14 protein-coding genes and 1 tRNA gene are annotated in these 17738 nt (G+C 65.2%); 6 read left to right on the top strand and 9 right to left on the bottom strand.

The window, feature by feature from the left end; all coding sequences use genetic code 11:
* Positions 1 to 8: 8 nt before the first annotated feature.
* The 5 genes from IB225_RS14475 to IB225_RS14455 form a co-directional block, all read right to left on the bottom strand.
* Positions 9 to 1055: a glycosyltransferase family 9 protein gene (locus IB225_RS14475; RefSeq protein WP_192311976.1), complete on the bottom strand. Its 1047-nt coding sequence runs from the start codon at positions 1053 to 1055 to the stop codon at positions 9 to 11.
* The gene (locus IB225_RS14470; RefSeq protein ID WP_192311975.1) at positions 1052 to 1807 is read right to left on the bottom strand and encodes a glycosyltransferase family 2 protein; all 756 of its coding nucleotides are present in this window, start codon (positions 1805 to 1807) and stop codon (positions 1052 to 1054) included. Before IB225_RS14470 ends, IB225_RS14475 begins: the two co-directional genes overlap by 4 nt.
* A gap of 28 nt (positions 1808 to 1835) precedes the next feature.
* On the bottom strand, positions 1836 to 3368 hold the full coding sequence (locus IB225_RS14465) for a PH domain-containing protein (protein ID WP_192311974.1): 1533 nt from the start codon (positions 3366 to 3368) through the stop codon (positions 1836 to 1838).
* Positions 3368 to 3865 (bottom strand): PH domain-containing protein, encoded by a 498-nt coding sequence (locus tag IB225_RS14460; RefSeq protein WP_192311973.1) that lies wholly within the window; start codon positions 3863 to 3865, stop codon positions 3368 to 3370. The genes IB225_RS14465 and IB225_RS14460 overlap by 1 nt, the downstream gene beginning before the upstream one ends.
* 92 nt (positions 3866 to 3957) lie before the next feature.
* Positions 3958 to 4857 carry a lauroyl acyltransferase gene (locus tag IB225_RS14455; protein ID WP_192311972.1) on the bottom strand — a complete coding sequence of 300 codons (900 nt, stop codon included), beginning with the start codon at positions 4855 to 4857 and terminating at the stop codon, positions 3958 to 3960.
* Positions 4858 to 4947: 90 nt separating this feature from the next.
* Here IB225_RS14455 and dtd point away from each other — a divergent pair, with 90 nt between their 5' ends.
* The 6 genes from dtd to IB225_RS14425 all read left to right on the top strand — a co-directional run bounded on the left by dtd (position 4948) and on the right by IB225_RS14425 (position 12229).
* Entirely contained in the window at positions 4948 to 5388 is a 441-nt protein-coding gene (gene dtd / locus IB225_RS14450; protein ID WP_192311971.1) for a D-aminoacyl-tRNA deacylase, read from the top strand.
* Positions 5389 to 5488: 100 nt separating this feature from the next.
* The gene (gene rpoD / locus IB225_RS14445) at positions 5489 to 7342 is read left to right on the top strand and encodes an RNA polymerase sigma factor RpoD (RefSeq protein WP_192311970.1); all 1854 of its coding nucleotides are present in this window, start codon (positions 5489 to 5491) and stop codon (positions 7340 to 7342) included.
* A 172-nt stretch (positions 7343 to 7514) separates the two neighbouring features.
* On the top strand, positions 7515 to 9038 hold the full coding sequence (locus tag IB225_RS14440; protein WP_345776626.1) for a glucan biosynthesis protein G: 1524 nt from the start codon (positions 7515 to 7517) through the stop codon (positions 9036 to 9038).
* On the top strand, positions 9035 to 11005 hold the full coding sequence (mdoH, locus tag IB225_RS14435) for a glucans biosynthesis glucosyltransferase MdoH (protein WP_192312821.1): 1971 nt from the start codon (positions 9035 to 9037) through the stop codon (positions 11003 to 11005). Before IB225_RS14440 ends, mdoH begins: the two co-directional genes overlap by 4 nt.
* Positions 10968 to 11043 (top strand) — tRNA-Ile (locus IB225_RS14430). Before mdoH ends, IB225_RS14430 begins: the two co-directional genes overlap by 38 nt.
* 307 nt (positions 11044 to 11350) lie before the next feature.
* Positions 11351 to 12229: a site-specific integrase gene (locus IB225_RS14425; protein WP_225583893.1), complete on the top strand. Its 879-nt coding sequence runs from the start codon at positions 11351 to 11353 to the stop codon at positions 12227 to 12229.
* A gap of 141 nt (positions 12230 to 12370) precedes the next feature.
* Here the strand turns inward: IB225_RS14425 and IB225_RS14420 are convergent, their stop codons facing one another.
* From IB225_RS14420 to IB225_RS14405, 4 genes are all read right to left on the bottom strand, one after another.
* A complete protein-coding gene (locus IB225_RS14420; protein WP_192311967.1) occupies positions 12371 to 14557 on the bottom strand; it encodes a xanthine dehydrogenase family protein molybdopterin-binding subunit in 2187 nt (728 codons plus the stop codon).
* Between the two features lie 11 nt (positions 14558 to 14568).
* Positions 14569 to 15561 carry a xanthine dehydrogenase family protein subunit M gene (locus IB225_RS14415; protein WP_192311966.1) on the bottom strand — a complete coding sequence of 331 codons (993 nt, stop codon included), beginning with the start codon at positions 15559 to 15561 and terminating at the stop codon, positions 14569 to 14571.
* Positions 15548 to 16333, bottom strand: a complete 786-nt coding sequence (locus IB225_RS14410) for a 2Fe-2S iron-sulfur cluster-binding protein (RefSeq protein WP_225583892.1) — start codon at positions 16331 to 16333, stop codon at positions 15548 to 15550. The genes IB225_RS14415 and IB225_RS14410 overlap by 14 nt, the downstream gene beginning before the upstream one ends.
* Before the next feature lie 332 nt (positions 16334 to 16665).
* A complete protein-coding gene (locus IB225_RS14405; protein ID WP_345776625.1) occupies positions 16666 to 17691 on the bottom strand; it encodes an XdhC family protein in 1026 nt (341 codons plus the stop codon).
* Positions 17692 to 17738 lie beyond the last annotated feature (47 nt).

Here is a 17738-nt window from a genome sequence, read left to right as displayed (position 1 = left end):
TACCGGATTCAGCCCGTCCCGCGGGCAGGCAGGGCCGTCCAGGCCGCGATCACGTCCTCGGCGGGAATGTCGCGCACGCGACTGGCTTCCCCACGTTCTCCACCCAGAACGGTGATCGCGCCGGGGCCGATCGGTCGCCATTTTGCTGGCGACGCGGCGCCGAACATCACCACCAGCGGGCAGCCCAATGCCGCCGCCGCATGCGCGGGACCGGTATCCACCGACACCAGGCTGTGCGCCTGTTCCAGCAGGGCCAGCAGGCGAGGAACAGGCAGTTCGCGCGCGGCGTTGTAGAGGCGTGGGTCGTTCCCTGTGGCGGCCGATATCTCGTCAAGGACACCATGTTCAGCAGGCGAGCCACACAGCACGATGCGGGCCTGCGGCAGGTGCTGCCAGATAGCGGTGGCGACGTCGGCCCATGCCTGCGGTGGCCAGTACTTGGGGTGCGATGCGGTGCCGACGTTGCCACGCTTGTGGGTGCGCTTGTTGCCGGGCTGGAACAGCACGCACTGGCCTTCCAGCTGAGTTGCAGCGCGCCAGGCCGCGAGATCGTCGCGATCCGCCTCGGTGATCTGCAGTTGTGGAAAGCGGTAGATGGACGGTTCGACAGCGTGCGTCGGGTATCCGCTTGATGGGTCACGCATGCCGATCCGCAGCCAGCGGTCCGGCCACAGGCGGGTCACGCCGTCGCTCTCGTCATCCTCGCGGGTGCGCTGCACGATGTCGTCGGCATTCAGGCCTGCCCGGGACAACAGCTGCAACGTCGCCGCGTCGGTGTCGCAGACGTAGACCGGACCATTGCCCCGGCCGCGCAGCCATCGCACGGCAGCCCACTGGCTGGGGCACAGCAGGTAGGGCGTGTTGCGGCTACTCACGATCTGGACATGGCCGACTTCGGGCAGAGGTGTGAGCAGTGGTGGCGTCCAACCGCCTGAGCCGAGCACATCGACGCGCTGACCGTAACGGGCATGCAGCAGGCGGATCATCGTGGTCAGCATCACCACGTCCCCGAACGCGCCGCATCGGACCACCAGCGGCGGTGCATTGCCGCTCATGATTGCCTCCCCAGTGCGTGCAGATGGCGGTATTTGTCGATGACAGCCTGCGCGTGGCTGGCGTGGAACCACCAGCCCTGCCGGCCGTCGCGCCACGCAGCGCGCAGCAGGTACATCTTCAGCCAGTAGGCGGTCGCATGCGTCCAGGGGCTGAGCGCGGAACAGCGCTTGCCGTCGGTATGCCGCTGCTCGGCCCACAGGCGCGCATAGCGGGCATTCTTCGCGCGGTGCGCCTCCAGCGTGCGTGCGGTGTTGTGTTCGATCGTGATGTCGCTGTCCTTCACGCGTTTTCCCGTCAGATCGGGCTTCTCGTGCACGCGCATCGGCAGGTAGCGGTGATCCGGGCGCACCAGGCGCTCGGTGCGCTCGAAGCCGCTGAGCATGCGGCCCAGGAACCAGTTGCGGCGCTTCAGCCGCCACACATCGGCGTGCTCGACCTCGCCGCTGGCGAACAGCGCGCGCAGCGAAGCCTCGCTGCCCTCGGCAAGCCACTCGTCCGCGTCCAGCAACAGCAGCCACGGTTGCGTGGCGCGGCGGATGGCTTCGTTCTTCTGGCCAGCGAAACCCAGCCAGTCCTGGTGCTCCACGCGTGCGCCATGCGACTGCGCAAGGGCGACGGTGCCGTCTTCCGAGCCGCAGTCGAGTACCAGGATTTCGGTGCAGACACCCTGCACCGACGTCAGGCAGCGCCCCAGCCGGTCGGCTTCGTTCTTGGTGATGATGACGGCGGAGAGTGGAAGGAGCGTGTTCATGGCGTGCAGGCGTCGGTCAGCATCGGTATCACCAATGCAGGCGGCGTTGAGCCAGGGCCGTGGCGAGTCGCTCGTGGACGGCCCGGGCTTCGGCCTCGGGGACGAAACGCAACGCCAGCGGCGCAGAAATACCGCTCGCGCCGGCCGTGTCCAGCCACAGTGTCGCGGTGCCGCAGCGATGGTCCAGCGGCGAGCGCGACAGGCGCAGTGCCTGCAACTTGTCGATCTCGGCGAAGCGCCAGTAGCGGGACCACCATCCGCTGCGCACGGCAACCAGATGCCCGTCCAGCGTCCATCCCATACGACGGGCCTGTCGGTGAGCGGCGTACGCCGCCGCGGCCATCCAGGCGAGTCCCGGCAACCAGAGCCAGCCACCGAGATGCCACGCGGCCAGCGCGGTCACCGGGAGAAGCCAGGCAAGGGAGGGCAACCACAGGCGCCAACGTGCGGAGGCGTCCACGGGCTGCCAGTCATTGCGTGGCCAGTGCGCGTGCGGCAGCAGGTGGCTGATCAGCGCGTCGCAGGCATCGGGAGGCGCGATGGGGGCGACGTCCTTGAGGGCGCGCATGTCCTGCTGTCCGGACTTCTCGGCGACGGCGGTATCGATGCGCAGCGAGCGACGGCCGAACAGGCGGTGCAGGATGCCTTCATGCAGGGTCCATGCCTGGATGCGCCGCCGCGAAACACTGGTACGCAGGCGCGCGAACAGGCCGCGCTCCACCATCAGGCGACGCGGCTCTTCCGTCAGCCGGAAGCCGTGGAACTGCGACAGGGCCAAGGCGACGGACAGCAGACGCACCAGCGCCAACGCGATGCCGATCAGCGCGATACCGCCCGCAGCGCCGGTCAGCCAGCCCAGGTGCAGGCCTTCGGCGTAGCCATACGCCTGCTTGGCGCCCTGGCGGAAGAACTGCTCGATCATGTTCTCCGGCAGGATCTGCCACGCAGCGCCGAAGCCCGCCGCCACCACGATCATGCCGCGGTTGGAAATCAGGCCCAGCCGGATGACCTCCGGCGTGGACAGCGACAGCAGCGTGGTGCCTTCGGCGCGCGGCATCGCGCCCGGCTCGGATGCGGCGAGCGGGGCTTCCTGCGTCCGGTGCCGCGCCAGGTCTTCCAGCGCCAGCGCATCCTGCAGGCCGAGCACGCGCATCTCCGCCTCGGGCTTCGTTCCGCCGGCCGACTCCAGTCGCACCTCAGCCACGCCGAACAGGCGGTGCAGCAGCGACTGGTGCACCACCACGTTGTGAATGCGCGAGAACGGAATTTCCCGGCGCGAACGGTGCAGCAGGCCCTCGCGCACGGTCAGGCCGTCGCGGCCGATCGTGTAGCGGTACGTGAAGTACTGGAGGATCGCCAGGATTACCAGCACGGCGATGCCGATGACGGGAGCCAGTGATGCCCACAGCTCGCCATCGCCACCGCCCCGGCGCGCGCCAAACACGAGCAGGGCGACCAGCGGGAAGATGAACTGCTTGAGCTGCTGCAGCAGCACGAACAGCCACGACCAGGGGTGCAGGCGACGTTCGTTGGCCGCGTCGCGCGGGACGGCGTCTTCCATCACAGCGCGTCGTCGTGGTCGACCTGCGTTGCCAGGCGCTCGCGCAGGCGCTCGGCGTCGTCCGCGTCCAGGCCCGAGACGGACACGGCGGCCATTCTCGTGCCGGCGGTATGCACCACCAGTGTCGACAGGCCGGCGCTGCGTTCCAGCGGACCGCGTTTCAGGTCGAGATGCTGCACACGGGAGATCGGCACATGGGTTTCGCTCTGCCACCAGTTGCCACGACGGACAGCGAACCCGCGATCATCCAGGCGCCAGCGCGTGCGCCGGTGGCGTTTGACCGCCACCCACGCGCCCACCACGGCGCCGATGACGGCGGCTGCCGGGACGGCCAGCCAGGGCGATACGACGTCCGTCGCCCGCGAGATGAAGAAGACGGGGAAGCCCAGCGGGAACAGCAGCGCCGCACCTCCAAGGGCTGCCAGCCAGGCGCCGCGGGAGGGGAGGGCCTGCCAGTCCGGTGGCGGTACCGCGTCTTCGGCAGCGAGGGTGTGCATGGTGTCGATCATTGCGGCTGGCGCGTCCTTGTTGCATGGAATGCGTCGCGGAAACGTCGTCGTTGCGTCGTGTTCCCCGTCCCCTGCCGGCGTCAGCGGTAGGGAGTGTCCTCACCGCTGCCCGGAGGCCGCAGCGTATAGCGTTTGTACGTCCACTGGTACTGCGCGGGATCGCGTCGCGCGATCCGTTCGACGGTTTCGTTGAGTGCGGTGACGGCGGCGACCGGGTCCGCATCGGCGATGGCTGGCGACGCAGGTTCGACATGCAGCGCGAAGTCCGGCCCAGGCCCGATCCGCTCGCACCATGCGAACAACACCGTCGCGCCCGTGCGCTCGGCGAGACGCGATACGAGTGTCATCGTCAGCGCCTGCTTGCCGAAGAATGGCGCGAATTCGCCGTCACCGGCCTTGGGCTGCTGGTCGGGCAGGATGCCGACCGCACCGCCTTCCTTCAGTACCTTCCACAGTTGCCGTACGGCCGGGCCTTCCGCGCGCACCTGGCGGATGTTGTCCGCACCACGCACACGCAGCAGGAAGGCATCGCCGACCAGTGACGCAGGAGGCCGGTAGACGATGGCGAGCGGGCCACGCGAGGCGAGCCACTGGTTGAGCAGTTCCCAATTGCCGAAATGCGGTGCGGCGACGATCACGCCCTTGCCGCTCGCCAGCGCGGCGTCGTACAGCGCCTCGCCGTGGCGCTCACGCAGATAGGCCAGGTTCTCCGCGGGAGGGCGGGTCCAGAAGCGGAGGGTTTCCAGCGCCTGCCGTGAAGTGGTACGCAGGATGGCCTGGTGCAGGTCCTCGCGTTGGCCGGGCAGCAGGTCGGGGTAGGCGATCTCGACGTTGCGGCGGGCCACCCGGCTCTCGCGAGCGTCCGCCTTGCGCCAGGCCCACGCCATCAGGTCGCCCAGGGCGCGCAGCCAGGACCAGGGGAGACGCCCGACCAGGGCGGCGGCGTGGTAGCCGAGAGCGGCGAGGGTGTCCGGTTTCATTCGCCGAGTGTAGCCAACCCGCATGGCGGTCCCTGGCGGGTCGGACGGCGAGCGCCGTTATCCTGTCGTTCCCGGTCCGGACACTTGCCCATGCTCTCCCTGATCCAGCGCGTTACCCGGGCGTCCGTGGTGGTCGATGAGGTCGTCGTCGGCGCCATCGACGGTGGCCTGCTGGCCCTGGTCGCTATGGAGCCCGGGGACAGCGAGTCGCAGATCGCGCGCATGGCCGAGCGCCTGCTGGGCTATCGCGTGTTCGCCGACGAAGCGGGGCGGATGAACCGGTCCCTTGCCGATACCGGCGGCGGCCTGCTGCTGGTGAGCCAGTTCACCCTGGCCGCGGATACCCGCTCGGGCATGCGCCCCAGCTTCACGACGGCAGCCCCACCCGCCGAGGCTGAACAGGGCTTCAATCGACTGGTGGCGATCTGCCGCCAAACGCACGCAGGAAGGGTGGAAACCGGGCGTTTCGGTGCCCATATGGTGATCAGCCTCGTCAACGACGGGCCCGTGACCTTCCTGCTCCGCCCCTGACGTTCTCCCCTTGCCGGGTGTAGGGCTTCAGGAACCGAAGCCGGTCCGGGCTGGTATAATACGGGGTTCTCCCTTCCTTACTCCCGGTGGCGCAACCTCCATGGCCAACGAACGTCCTGCGCAGCAGTCCGATATCAAGCTCTTGATCAGCAAGGGCCTGGAGCAGGGCTATCTGACCTACGCCGAAGTCAACGATCACCTGCCGGACGACCTGGTCGACCCGGAGCAGATCGAGGACATCATCGGCATGATCAACGGCATGGGCATCGACGTCCATGAAGTTGCCCCCGATGCCGAAACCCTGCTGCTGGCCGACGGCAACACCGGCAACCGCGAAGTCGACGAGACCGCGGCCGAAGAAGCCGCCGCCGCGCTGACCTCGCTGGACACCGAAGGTGGCCGCACCACCGATCCCGTGCGCATGTACATGCGCGAGATGGGCACCGTCGAGCTGCTGACGCGCGAAGGCGAAATCGCCATCGCCAAGCGCATCGAGGAAGGCCTGGGCCAGGTCCAGGCCTCGCTGGGCAACTTCCCGTGGTCGATCGAACTGCTGCTGGAAGAGTACGAACTGCACAAGGCCGGCAAGAAACGCCTGGCCGAAGTCGTCGTCGGGTTCAACGACGTCGAGGAGCCGGCCCCGGAAGTACCGGCCGCCGAAGAGGTTGCTGACAGCGCCGAGGATGCCGACGAAGACGAAGACGGCGACGATGACACCGCCGAGGAAGCCGCGCCGACCGGTCCGGATCCGGAGGAAGTCGCGCGCCGCATGCAGGTGCTGGCCGATGGCTATACCAAGTTCAAGAAGTCGTATGCGAAGAACGGCGCCGACAACAAGGCCGTCGCCAAGTTGCGCACCGAATTGGCCGAAACCTTCGTCACCCTGAAGCTGCCGCTGCCGCTGACCGACACGCTGGTGCGCAAGCTGCGCGAGGTCGTGGCGCAGGTGAAGGACCACGAGCGTCGCGTGCTGCACCTGTGCGCCAATGTCGCCAAGATGCCGCGCAAGGAATTCCTGCGTGCATGGGAAGGCAACCAGACCAACCTGGGTTGGGTGGACGAAGTCCTCAAGCGCAAGCAGAAGTGGTCGTCGGGCTTGCGAGACGTGCGCGAGCAGATCGTCGCCGAGCAGGAAGCCACCATCGCTGTCGAGCAGGCAATGCACCTGACGCTGGCCGACATCAAGGAAATCAGCCGTGCAATGGCCTATGGCGAAGCCAAGGCGCGCAAGGCGAAGAAGGAAATGGTCGAGGCCAACCTGCGCCTGGTCATCTCCATCGCCAAGAAGTACACCAACCGCGGCCTGCAGTTCCTCGATCTGATCCAGGAAGGCAACATCGGCCTGATGAAGGCGGTGGACAAGTTCGAATACCGCCGCGGCTACAAGTTCTCGACCTACGCCACCTGGTGGATCCGCCAGGCGATCACCCGTTCGATCGCCGACCAGGCGCGCACCATCCGTATCCCGGTGCACATGATCGAGACGATCAACAAGCTCAACCGCATTTCCCGCCAGATGCTCCAGCAGTACGGCCGCGAGGCCACGCCGGAGGAGCTGGCCAAGGAAATGGACATGCCCGAGGACAAGATCCGCAAGGTCATGAAGATCGCGAAGGAACCGATCTCCATGGAAACGCCGATCGGTGACGATGAAGACTCGCATCTGGGCGACTTCATCGAGGACACCAACGTCGAGTCCCCGATCGAGAACACCACCAACATCAACCTGTCGGAAACAGTCCGCGACGTGCTCGCCGGCCTGACCCCGCGGGAGGCGAAGGTGTTGCGCATGCGTTTCGGCATCGACATGAACACCGACCACACGCTGGAAGAAGTCGGCAAGCAGTTCGACGTCACCCGCGAGCGCATCCGCCAGATCGAAGCCAAGGCGTTGCGCAAGCTGCGTCACCCGTCGCGTTCGGAGCAGCTTCGCAGCTTCCTCGACATCGACTGACGCGTTCCGACGCGGCGACTGCACCAACGAAGCGCGGCCCCGATGGGCCGCGTTTCTTTTTGGTGCGAAGCGGGCGTGACCGCCGCGATCGCCTTGTCATTTTCATCACGGACAGACGCCTACACTGGCGATACCCCACGAGTCAGACTTCCGCGTGCAGCGACGGGATGCAGTGAAATCCGTCCTCGCCATGGCGTTGCTGGGCATCATGCCCCGCGCAATGGCGCAGGCCTCGACACCAGCGAATACCGCCGCCACACCCACACGCTTCACCTTGGAAACGGTTCCACGCCTCGCAGAGGCGTTGGCGAAGCAGCCTTACCGCGCGCCCGACGCGCAACTGCCCGCCGTCCTCGACGCCGACTACGACGCCTACCGCGACCTGCGCTTCAATCCCGCGCAGGCGATCTGGCGCAAGGAAGGGTTGCCCTTCCACCTGCAGATGTTCCATCGCGGCTTCCTGTTCAAGCAGCGCGTGGACCTGCACCTGGTGCACGAAGGTGTTGCCACTCCGCTCGCGTATTCGCCCGATCTGTTCACGCTGCCGCCCGGCACGGGATCGGCGCTTGATGGCGACATCGGCTTCGCCGGGTTCCGCGTGCATACGCCGCTCAACCAGACGACGGTATACGACGAACTGATCGCCTTCCTGGGTGCGAGCTATTTTCGCGCACTCGGAAAGGGGCATATCTACGGACTGTCGGCGCGGGGTCTGGCGCTGGGCAGCGGCGATCCGGGCGCGGAGGAGTTTCCGTTGTTCCGCGCCTTCTGGATCGAACAGCCTGCATCAGGTGCCGACCATCTGGTTGTGCACGCCCTGCTCGACAGCCCCAGCGTCGCCGGCGCCTTCCGCTTTGCGATCCGTCCGGGCGGCGAAACCGTCATCGACGTGCAGTCGCGCCTCTATCCTCGCGTGGATCTTGCACGTGCAGGCATCGCGCCGTTGACCAGCATGTTCGAGTTCGATGCCGGTGACCGCGTCGGCATAGACGACTACCGGCCCGCCGTGCACGACTCGGATGGACTGGCGATCCTCAGCGGCGCGGGCGAACAGATATGGCGTCCGCTGGGCAATCCGCCGCACGTACGGATCTCCGGTTTCGCGGACACGCGACCGAAGGGCTTCGGTCTGATGCAGCGCAAGCGCCGTTTCGCCGACTACGCCGACACCGAGGCGCGCTATCACCAGCGTCCCAGCCTGTGGATCGAACCCGTGGGCGACTGGGGCAAGGGGGCGGTGACGCTGGTCGAGATTCCCACCGCCGACGAGTACCACGACAACATCGTGGCGTTCTGGCGTCCCGAGCAACCCTTGCGCGCGCACCGCGAGCATCGTTTCGATTACCGCATGCACTGGTGCGATACGCATCGCTGGCAGCCCGGGCTGGCCGTCGTCACCGACACGCGCATCGGCGCCGCGCCGGACCCCGCGCGGCGCTTGGTGGTGATTGATCTGGAGGGTGGCCGACTGCCGTCACTGCCACACGAGGCCAAAGTGACGCCGGACGTCTGGGCCACCGGCGGTGAGGTGGTGAGCGCGGTGGCGTATCCGAATCCTGAAACCCAAGGCTGGCGTCTGAGCTTCGAAGTCCGTCCGAAGCCGGGCGAGCGCGATGTGGAACTGCATGCCCGCGTGCTGGAGGGGCGCGCGCCGTTGTCCGAAACCTGGCTGTACCGCTGGAGCCTGCAAGCATGAGCAACAACCGAATCCCTCCTCCCCCGCAACAGGCCTGGCTGCCGCAGGAATCCCCGCTGCCCATGCCGGTGCAGGACCTGCATGTCCGCCATCCTTCGCCGCGTGTGGTCCCCACGTCGCCGGCCATGATCGGAGCGCGTCGCGCGCTGGTCCTCGGCATGGCCATCGTGCTGACCGTGTTCGCGACCTACCAGGTCTGGTGGGTGTTGCGGGGCGGCGGCATCGACGTACTCGAAGCGGTGTTGCTGGCCTTGTTCGTCGCGCTGTTCGCGTGGATCGCGCTGTCGTTCTCCAGCGCGCTTGTGGGCTTCGTCCTGCTGCTGCGCAGGCGTCCGCAACCGCTGGGCATCGACGAAGATGCACCGTTGCCTCCGTTGGCCACGCGCACCGCACTGCTGGTGCCGACCTACAACGAGGATCCGGGCCGCGTGCTCGCCGGCGTGCAGGCGATGCACGAATCGCTGGCGGCCAGCGGGCAGGGCGATCGCTTCGACTTCTTCCTGCTCAGCGACACGACCCGCGCGGAGGTGCAGCGCGAAGAGCTGGCAGCCGTGCGTCAGCTGATTGCGCGGCTGGGCGACAACGCCCGCATCTACTACCGCCGTCGCGAAAAGAACACCGAGCGCAAAGCCGGCAACATCGCGGACTGGGTCCGCCGCTTTGGTGGGGCCTACCCCCAGTTCCTCATCCTGGATGCCGACAGCCTGATGACCGGCGACACGCTGGTCAGGCTGTCCGCGGCGATGGAGCGGCAGCCCACGCTGGCGCTGCTGCAGACGCTGCCGATGATCGTCAACGGACGGACGTTCTTCGCACGCATGCAGCAGTTCGCAGGACGCGTGTACGGTCCGGTGGTGGCGCATGGCATCGCGTGGTGGCATGGCGCGGAAGGCAACTACTGGGGCCACAACGCCATGATCCGCACGGCCGCGTTCGCACGGCATGCGGGCCTGCCCCATCTGGGCGGCGGCAAGCCGTTCGAAGGCGCGGTGCTGAGCCACGATTTCGTCGAAGCGGCACTGCTGCGTCGTGGCGGCTGGGGCGTGCACATGGCGCCTGGCCTGAGTGGCAGTTACGAAGAGGGTCCGCCGTCGCTGACCGACATGCTGGTGCGCGACCGGCGCTGGTGCCAGGGCAACCTGCAGCATGGCGCCGTGCTGCCCGCGCGCGGGCTGCACTGGATCAGCCGGCTGCACCTGCTGGTGGGCATCGGCCATTACTTCACCGCGCCCATGTGGGCGATGCTGATGCTGGTGGGTCTGGCGATTCCGCTGCAGCAGGCCGGCTTCAACCTGTCCCAGCTGCATCTCGATGGATTCACGCCGGCGCTTTACTGGCGCGGAGGCGATCCGGAGCGGTTCCTGTGGGTGTTCTACTTCACCATGGCGATCCTGCTCGCCCCGAAAGTCATGGGCTGCATCACCACCATGCTCGACCCGGTCCTGCGTCGGCAGTGCGGCGGCGCGCTGCGCATCACCGCCAGCGCACTGCTGGAAACGGTGATGGCGGCGCTGATGGCGCCGGTCACCATGTACGTGCAGTCGCGTGGCGTGGCCGAAGTGCTGGCAGGCCGCGATTCGGGTTGGGAAACGCAGCGCCGCGACGATGGCAGCGTGCCGCTCGGCAGCCTGGTGAAGCGGTATGCCGGCCTCACCCTGTTCGGCGCCTTCAGCGGCGTGCTTGCCTACCTGGTATCGCCCGCACTCGCGGCGTGGATGGCGCCGGTGGTGCTGGGCATGGTGCTATCCGTCCCCATCAACGTCCTCAGCGCATCGGTGCGCGCAGGCGATCGCCTGCGCTCGTGGGGATGGCTGCGCACCCCCGAAGAGCTCGTCCCGCCGCCCGTCATGGAGCGTGCGCTGCAGCTGCGTGCACCGCCCTCCGCAACGCCATTGGTCGCCGCCGCCTCCGGTACAATCGCCGCGGCGGGGGCCTATAGCTCAATGGTTAGAGCAGAGGACTCATAATCCTTTGGTTCCAGGTTCGAGTCCTGGTGGGCCCACCAGATAAATCAATTGGTTAGCTTGTGGCCTCCCTTTTCGTCTGATCAGCTGGTACATTTTCGGTACAGTTCTTGGCCGGTGTACTGAGTGGCGACCATAGTCAAAACCTCTTCGAGTACCTGGAAGGCGGTAGTCAGAAAGGTCGGGTGGCCGACGGCTGCCAAGACCTTTCGCCTTCGACGAGATGCTGAAGATTGGGCTCGCAGGACCGAAGACGAAATGGTCCGCGGAGTCTTCATAGATCGCGCGGCTTCTGGGAGGCTGACATTCGGAGCGGCACTAGATCGCTACCTGTCAGAAGTAACGCCTTTGAAGAGGCCAACGTCTCAGCGAGCTGAGAAGCTGAAGGCTGTACCTCTTCGGCAATTCTTTGGTTCCTATTCGCTTGCAGCAATCACTCCAGAGTTGGTAGCACGCTACCGAGACCGTCGCCTTACGACCGTGGCTGCAAGACGGGACAGAGAGGGCAACTCAAAGGTACTGAGTCCCAATACGGTAAGGCTAGAACTTGCCCTGCTTGGCCATCTCTTCACCACCGCGATTCGCGAGTGGCAAATCGGGTTGCCCGCAAACCCAGTAGCGAACGTTCGAAAGCCCGCTCCTGGCCAAGGCCGCAATCGCCGTCTTCGTCCAGACGAAGAGAAAAATTTGCGCGAGGCCATCGAAAGTCATTCCAATCCAATGATTGGTTGGATCTTCGAGATAGCGCTGGAAACTGGCATGAGATCAAGCGAGATCACCGGTCTCAAGCTTTGGCAGGTAGATGCCGAGCGAAGACTTGCACGTCTGGACTTCACCAAGAATCACAGTGCCCGAACCGTTCCGCTTACGAAGCGTGCGGCAGAAGTCTTCCGCGCGGCTATTGCCAATCCGACCCGCCCGCCAAGCTGCGAACTGATCTTCTTTGGCGAGCCTGGTCGTGACGGAGCTCGGAGGCCATACACCTTCACTAAGGCATGGAATGACATCAAGAATTCCCTTGGGTTGGGGGATTTCCGTTTCCATGACCTTAGGCACGAGGCGGTAAGTCGCTTCGTTGAAGCGGGACTGAGTGATCAGGAAGTCGCGACGATAAGTGGACATAAGTCCATGCAAATGCTCAAGCGCTACACGCATCTCAGGGCAGAAGATCTCGTGCGTAAGCTTGATCAATTGTCGGATGTCAAGACTGAAGTTGAACGCGGCTAGCAAGAGCCTTTAGCGACTCTTTTCAATTTTCGGCCAACGTCAGCTTCCGACCCGAAGCGGACATGATGTGGTGGCCCGCTTGATGCAGCGGGCTGATCGACCCCTGCACCTGAGCTCGGCTACACGTGAGCTGCTGGCTGGTTAGACCAGTTTGTCGGGCGTGATGGGCAGATCACGAATGCGCTTGCCTGTGGCGTGGTAGACCGCATTGGCAATAGCAGCCGGAATACCGACCATCCCCAGCTCTCCCATGCCCTTGACGCCCAGTGGGTTGACGATGGTGTCGTCTTCCTCGACGAAGATCGTCTCGATGGCGTGGATGTCGGCATTCACCGGCACGTGATAGTGCTGCAGGCTGGCGTTCATGATGCGGCCGTAGCGGTGGTCGATCTCGGTGGCTTCTTCCAAGGCCATGCCGATACCCCAAACCACCCCGCCGATTTCCTGGCTGTGGGAGGCCAGGGGATTGAGGATTTTGCCGCAGGCGGTGATCTCGATGACGCGGCTGACGCGGACGGTTCCCAGTTCGGGATCGACCTTGACCTCGACGAACTGGGCGCCGTGGGCGAGCGATGTGTACTTCTCGCGCTCGGGGGAAGGCTTTGAGTCGTAGACCTCGGTCAGCTCCTGCGTTCCGGCCCGTTGCATGATCGCGGCGATGTCGACCGAACGAGCGGCGTCGTTCTTCAGGCGCAGGCGGTTCTCAAACATCTCCACCTCATCGATTGAAGTACCTCGCAACGGCGAGCCCGCATCCTGGTTGGCTAGGCCCAGCAGCTTCTCAGTGATCGTCAAGGCAGCTCCGCGTACTGCGGACCCGACGCTGGACGTGGTCCATGAGCCGCCTTGCGCGGGCGCGCGCGGCTGGTCGGTGTCGCCCAGTTCGAACGTCACCTTCTCCAGCGGCAGACCGAGGAACTCGGCGGCGATCATGGTCATGACCGTATAGGTGCCGGGCCCGATATCGCTGGTCGCACTGGCGACGCTGGCGGTGCCATCTGCACGGTATGTCACCCTCGCACTGGCCGGCATCTGCATGGCACCCCACACGCTGGACGCCATGCCCCAACCGACCAGCAGGTTGCCATCGCGCATCGAGCGTGGCTCGGGATTGCGCTTGCTCCAGCCGAACTTTTCGGCACCCAGTCGGTAGCACTCGCGCAACGCCTTGCTGGAGAATGGCTTACCACTCTCTGGATCGACCTCGGCGTAGTTGATCAGGCGCAGTTCCAGGGGGTCGATTTTCAGCGCGTAAGCCAGCTCATCCATCGCGCTTTCCAGGGCGAACATGCCGCTCACCGCTCCGGGAGCCCGCATCCACGTGGGCGTGGCCAGGTCTGTGGCGGCGATCTTCAGAGGCGCGTGCAAATTGGGGCAGGCATAGACCTGCTTGAGAAAGCCCGTGGTGTTGTCCGAGAAGGACTCGAAGGAGGAGGTGTTGTGGAAGGCCTCATGGATGATGGCCTGCAACTTGCCGTCGGGTGCTGCGCCCAGTGCCACCTTCTGGATCGTCTCGGGGCGGTACCCGTGCCCGGTGAACATCTGCGCGCGCGTGAAGACCACCTTGACCGGCCGCTTGAGCTCGCGCGCGGCCATCGCGGTCAGCGAAGGATAGTAGTTGGGCTTGAGCGAGGCGCCAAAGGCACCGCCCACGAAGGGGGACACCACGCGGATGTTGCCGGTCGGCACCCCGAGGCCTTGCGACAAATGCTGCTGTACGCCGTAGACGTTCTGGGTCTTGTCGAAGATCGTCAGTTGATCGCCTTCCCAGAATGCGATGGCGGCATGCGGCTCCATCGGATTGTGGTGCTCGATCGGAATGCGGTACTCGGACTGGACCTTGACCGAAGCGGCCTGCATGGCGGCCTGTGGATTGCCCCGCGGCGGCGCTTCCTGCGGAGCCGGCTTGGCACGGCCCAGCACCGCCGCCACGTTGGTCTCATGCGGCTGCGCCTGATAGCTCACCTGCACCAGCCGCGCGGCATGACGCGCTTGCTCGTAAGTCTCCGCCACAACGAGGGCGATCGGTTGGCCGTTGAAGAAGACCTGGTCCGATTGCAGGGGCCAAGCCCACGTGGGTGACGCATCGGCCGCGGACGGCTTGCCCAACTTGCCGGCGTTGAGGTGTGTAAAGACCTTGATTACGCCGGCGGAGGCTTCGGCCGCACTGGTGTCGATCTGGATGATCCGCCCCTTGGCGATGGTGCTCAGGACGATGAAGCCGTACGTCAGGTGGGGGATCTGGAACTCGGCGGCGTACTTGGCCTTGCCGGTGACTTTGGCGATCCCATCTACGCGTGTTGTTTCCTTGCCTAGGTAGCGAGCCATGGTGGTTCTCCTTAAGCCAGGTGCGCCGCACGCGTCAGGGCGCGCACGATGGAGCGTTGGACCAGTTCGACCTTGTAGGCGTTGTGGGCCAGAGGCCGTGCCTGCTGCAGCGCCGCCTGGGCGGCCTGCTGGAACACAGCCTCACCCAGACGCTGGCCCTTCAATGCCGCCTCGGCCTCGGCGCTACGCCATGGCTTATGCGCCACGCTACCCAACACCAGTCGTGCATCCTTGATGGCTCCGTTCTCTATGCGGAGTGCAGCGGCCACGGCTACCAGGGCGAACGCGTAGGAACTGCGGTCGCGGACTTTCAGGTAATAGGAATGGCGGGCAAACTCGGCCGAGGCCACCGGCAACTGGATGGCCACGATCAGATCACCATGCCCCAGCACAGTGTCCCTGTGCGGCTCGTCGCCTGGCAGGCGATGGAACTCGCCAATGGGAATCAAGCGTTCTTTCCCGCCGGCACCACGGACACGCACGCTCGCATCCAAGGCGTAGAGCGCATTGGCCATGTCGCCGGGATAGGTCGCCACGCATCCCTCGCTCCAGCCCAGGATCGCGTGGATCTTGTTCAGGCCCTCGCGCGCGCCACAGCCACTGCCCGGCTCGCGCTTGTTGCACGGCATGGCGGTGTCGTAGAAGTAGTTGCAGCGCGTGCGCTGGAGCAGGTTGCCACCGTTGGTGGCCATGTTGCGTAGCTGGCCGGAGGCCCCGGCGACGATGGCCTGCGTCAGCAGCGGATAGTTCTCTCGGATCAGCGGATGGTTGGCTGTCTGCGTATTGGTGGCCAAGGCCCCCAGCGACAGGCCCGCTCGGGAGCGCTCGATCTTGTGCAGCGGCAGGTGGGAGATGTCCACCAAGCGGGTGGGCCGCTCCACGTCCTCCTTCATCAGGTCGACCAGATTGGTGCCACCGGCCAGAAATTTAGCCCCGGGTACGCCGACGACAGCGTCCACCCCGGCACCCGCGTTTTCGGCGCGGACGTACTCAAACGGTCTCATGGCCCGTCTCCTTGCGTACCGCAGCCAGCTGGGTTTCGGTCGCGAACTGCCAGGTCTGGGCGCTCTGACGTCCCGAATGCGCTTCCTGGACAGCCGCCACGATGCCGGGATAGGCACCGCACCGGCAGATATTGCCGCTCATCCGCTCGCGAATCTCGTCATTGCTCAATGACGTCGTGCCAGCACCCACATCAGCGGTGACATGGCTGACGTGGCCGCGACGGGCTTCGCTCAGGGCGCCGACGGCCGAACAGATCTGGCCCGGCGTGCAATAGCCGCACTGGAAGGCATCGTGCTTGATGAAGGCGGCCTGCACGGGATGCAGCCGATCGCCCTCGGCCAGTCCCTCGATCGTGGTGACCTTGCGCCCTTCCAGCGTGGCGGCCAGCGTCAGGCAGGACAGGACGCGCTCGCCGTCGACGAGGACGGTACACGCACCGCACTGGCCTTGGTCGCAGCCCTTCTTGGTACCGGTCATGCCCAGGCGCTCACGCAGCGCGTCCAGCAGCACCACGCGGGAGTCCAGCTCCAGCAATTGCGGTTTGCCGTTGATGGTCAGGCTTACCTTGACGACGTTCTGGGCTCTTATCGGCGCAGTGGCTGCGCCAGCGGCCAACGGCATGTGCGCCAATGCAGATTCCTGCGCAAGCAGGTTGGCGGCGAACAAGCCAATACCGCCTACGGCGGAGGTGACCATGAACTCGCGTCGCGACTGGCCTATCCCGTCCAGTGTTGGCATCTCTGCGAGGAGGGCCGCCTCGTCTTCGTTCAACTCGACGGGTTCGTTCGGGGGAGTGTGCGGCATGACAGGGTCCTCTCTGGAACGCGTTTAGCGTTGGCGATGTGGCTGGCCCAGGATAGATTGGTCGCGAGTACAGCAGGGACCAATCCGGAACTTATCCAATTTCCAGTTAAAAGTGCATATCCGTCCGAAACTAGCCCTTATAAGTCAGGCTAATCAATCGGGCTCGCGATGGAGGGTGCGGGATCTGCGACAAAGCGCCTCCCTCGGATGAAGCAGGCAAGTCGGACGATGGACGTAGTGCCCCGCCTATTCACAAGAAGGTCCTGAATGATGCCCGCTACCGAAGTTGGCAAGCCCACTCACGCCTCCATGTTCGGGTGCTTGGTTACTGCGCCGGGCTGCGTAGCCGTCAGCACGTGATCCTCGCGCAGCTCAACACCGACTCCTCCGCGGACACGTACCTGCCAAGCCAGAGCAATGTCCGCCAGAACGGAGAGCGCCAGTGAGCTCGCATCCCGCGCCTTGGGGAAGATGCCGATCGGCGCCTTGATTCTCGCGACGTCCTCGCTTCGGTAACCCAGCGCGAGCAACGCGTATGTTCTGCGCTCGTGGGTCCGTATGCTCCCCAGGGTGCCGATGTAGAAGGGCGCTGCGTCCAAGGCAGCCTGCAAAGGCCCCATCTCACGGTCCAGGTCATGAAACAGCAGCGCGATGGCGGTGAACTCATCGACCTTGGGCATAGGTCCTAAGTGACTCGCCAAGGCGACCTCGTAACCCGCAGCGTGCGCCAGCGAGGCGGTGGAAGAGGCTTCGATCGATCCGCCGAAAATCACCAGCCTGGGTCTGGGAACGAAAGCGAGATGGAACTGGCCGCCTGCCCAGCCGACAAACGCGGGGCATGGGATACAAGCGATCGATGAGTAGGAAGGATCATATGCCAGACCTGCAGACTGGCGTTGGTAAAGTCGCTCCAGGGTGTGCTGAAGGGGAGCGCTATTTCGGATGACATGGATGGCGAGCGCGATGCCTCCGCCGCAGGGCAGCACGATGTCGAAATAATCGGAACCCTCGCCAAATCGAACGACACGGTCCCGTCCAGAGGCAATGGCTTCAGATGCTTCACGTGCCGCTGCCGCCTCCACACAGCCGCCCGATACGAAACCGCAGTAACGACCATCAGCCAGGACCACCATTTGGGCGCCAGGCTGACGGGCGGCTCCGCCGCGTACTTCCACCAGAGTCACCAGCGCAGCAGAAATACCAGCGGCTACGGCGTCTACTGCGTACTGAAGAATCTCCAATGCATCGTCGGTCAGCACGTCCTGCCGCGAAGCGGAGATACCGCCTCGCGGCGAAAGCTTGTCGGTGTGAGCGTTAGCTAGCACGGCAGCACAGGTTCCTTGGAGTAGTTGTGCCGGTGAAAGCACCTCCA

The sequence above is a fragment of the Pseudoxanthomonas sp. PXM02 genome, assembly GCF_014851805.1.
In the GTDB taxonomy this organism is placed as follows: Bacteria; Pseudomonadota; Gammaproteobacteria; order Xanthomonadales; family Xanthomonadaceae; genus Pseudoxanthomonas_A.
The sequence above is the reverse complement of the archived record's forward strand: the minus strand, read 5'-3'. Positions and strand labels throughout refer to the sequence as shown.

Bases quoted from the DNA above. Each gene is read 5' to 3' on its own strand.
- IB225_RS14460 (WP_192311973.1), bottom strand. From the start codon at position 3,865: ATGCACACCCTCGCTGCCGAAGACGCGGTACCGCCACCGGACTGGCAG.
- IB225_RS14455 (WP_192311972.1), bottom strand. From the start codon at position 4,857: ATGAAACCGGACACCCTCGCCGCTCTCGGCTACCACGCCGCCGCCCTG.
- rpoD (WP_192311970.1), top strand. From the start codon at position 5,489: ATGGCCAACGAACGTCCTGCGCAGCAGTCCGATATCAAGCTCTTGATC.
- IB225_RS14415 (WP_192311966.1), bottom strand. From the start codon at position 15,561: ATGAGACCGTTTGAGTACGTCCGCGCCGAAAACGCGGGTGCCGGGGTG.
- IB225_RS14470 (WP_192311975.1), bottom strand. From the start codon at position 1,807: ATGAACACGCTCCTTCCACTCTCCGCCGTCATCATCACCAAGAACGAA.
- mdoH (WP_192312821.1), top strand. From the start codon at position 9,035: ATGAGCAACAACCGAATCCCTCCTCCCCCGCAACAGGCCTGGCTGCCG.
- dtd (WP_192311971.1), top strand. From the start codon at position 4,948: ATGCTCTCCCTGATCCAGCGCGTTACCCGGGCGTCCGTGGTGGTCGAT.
- IB225_RS14475 (WP_192311976.1), bottom strand. From the start codon at position 1,055: ATGAGCGGCAATGCACCGCCGCTGGTGGTCCGATGCGGCGCGTTCGGG.
- IB225_RS14420 (WP_192311967.1), bottom strand. From the start codon at position 14,557: ATGGCTCGCTACCTAGGCAAGGAAACAACACGCGTAGATGGGATCGCC.
- IB225_RS14465 (WP_192311974.1), bottom strand. From the start codon at position 3,368: ATGGAAGACGCCGTCCCGCGCGACGCGGCCAACGAACGTCGCCTGCAC.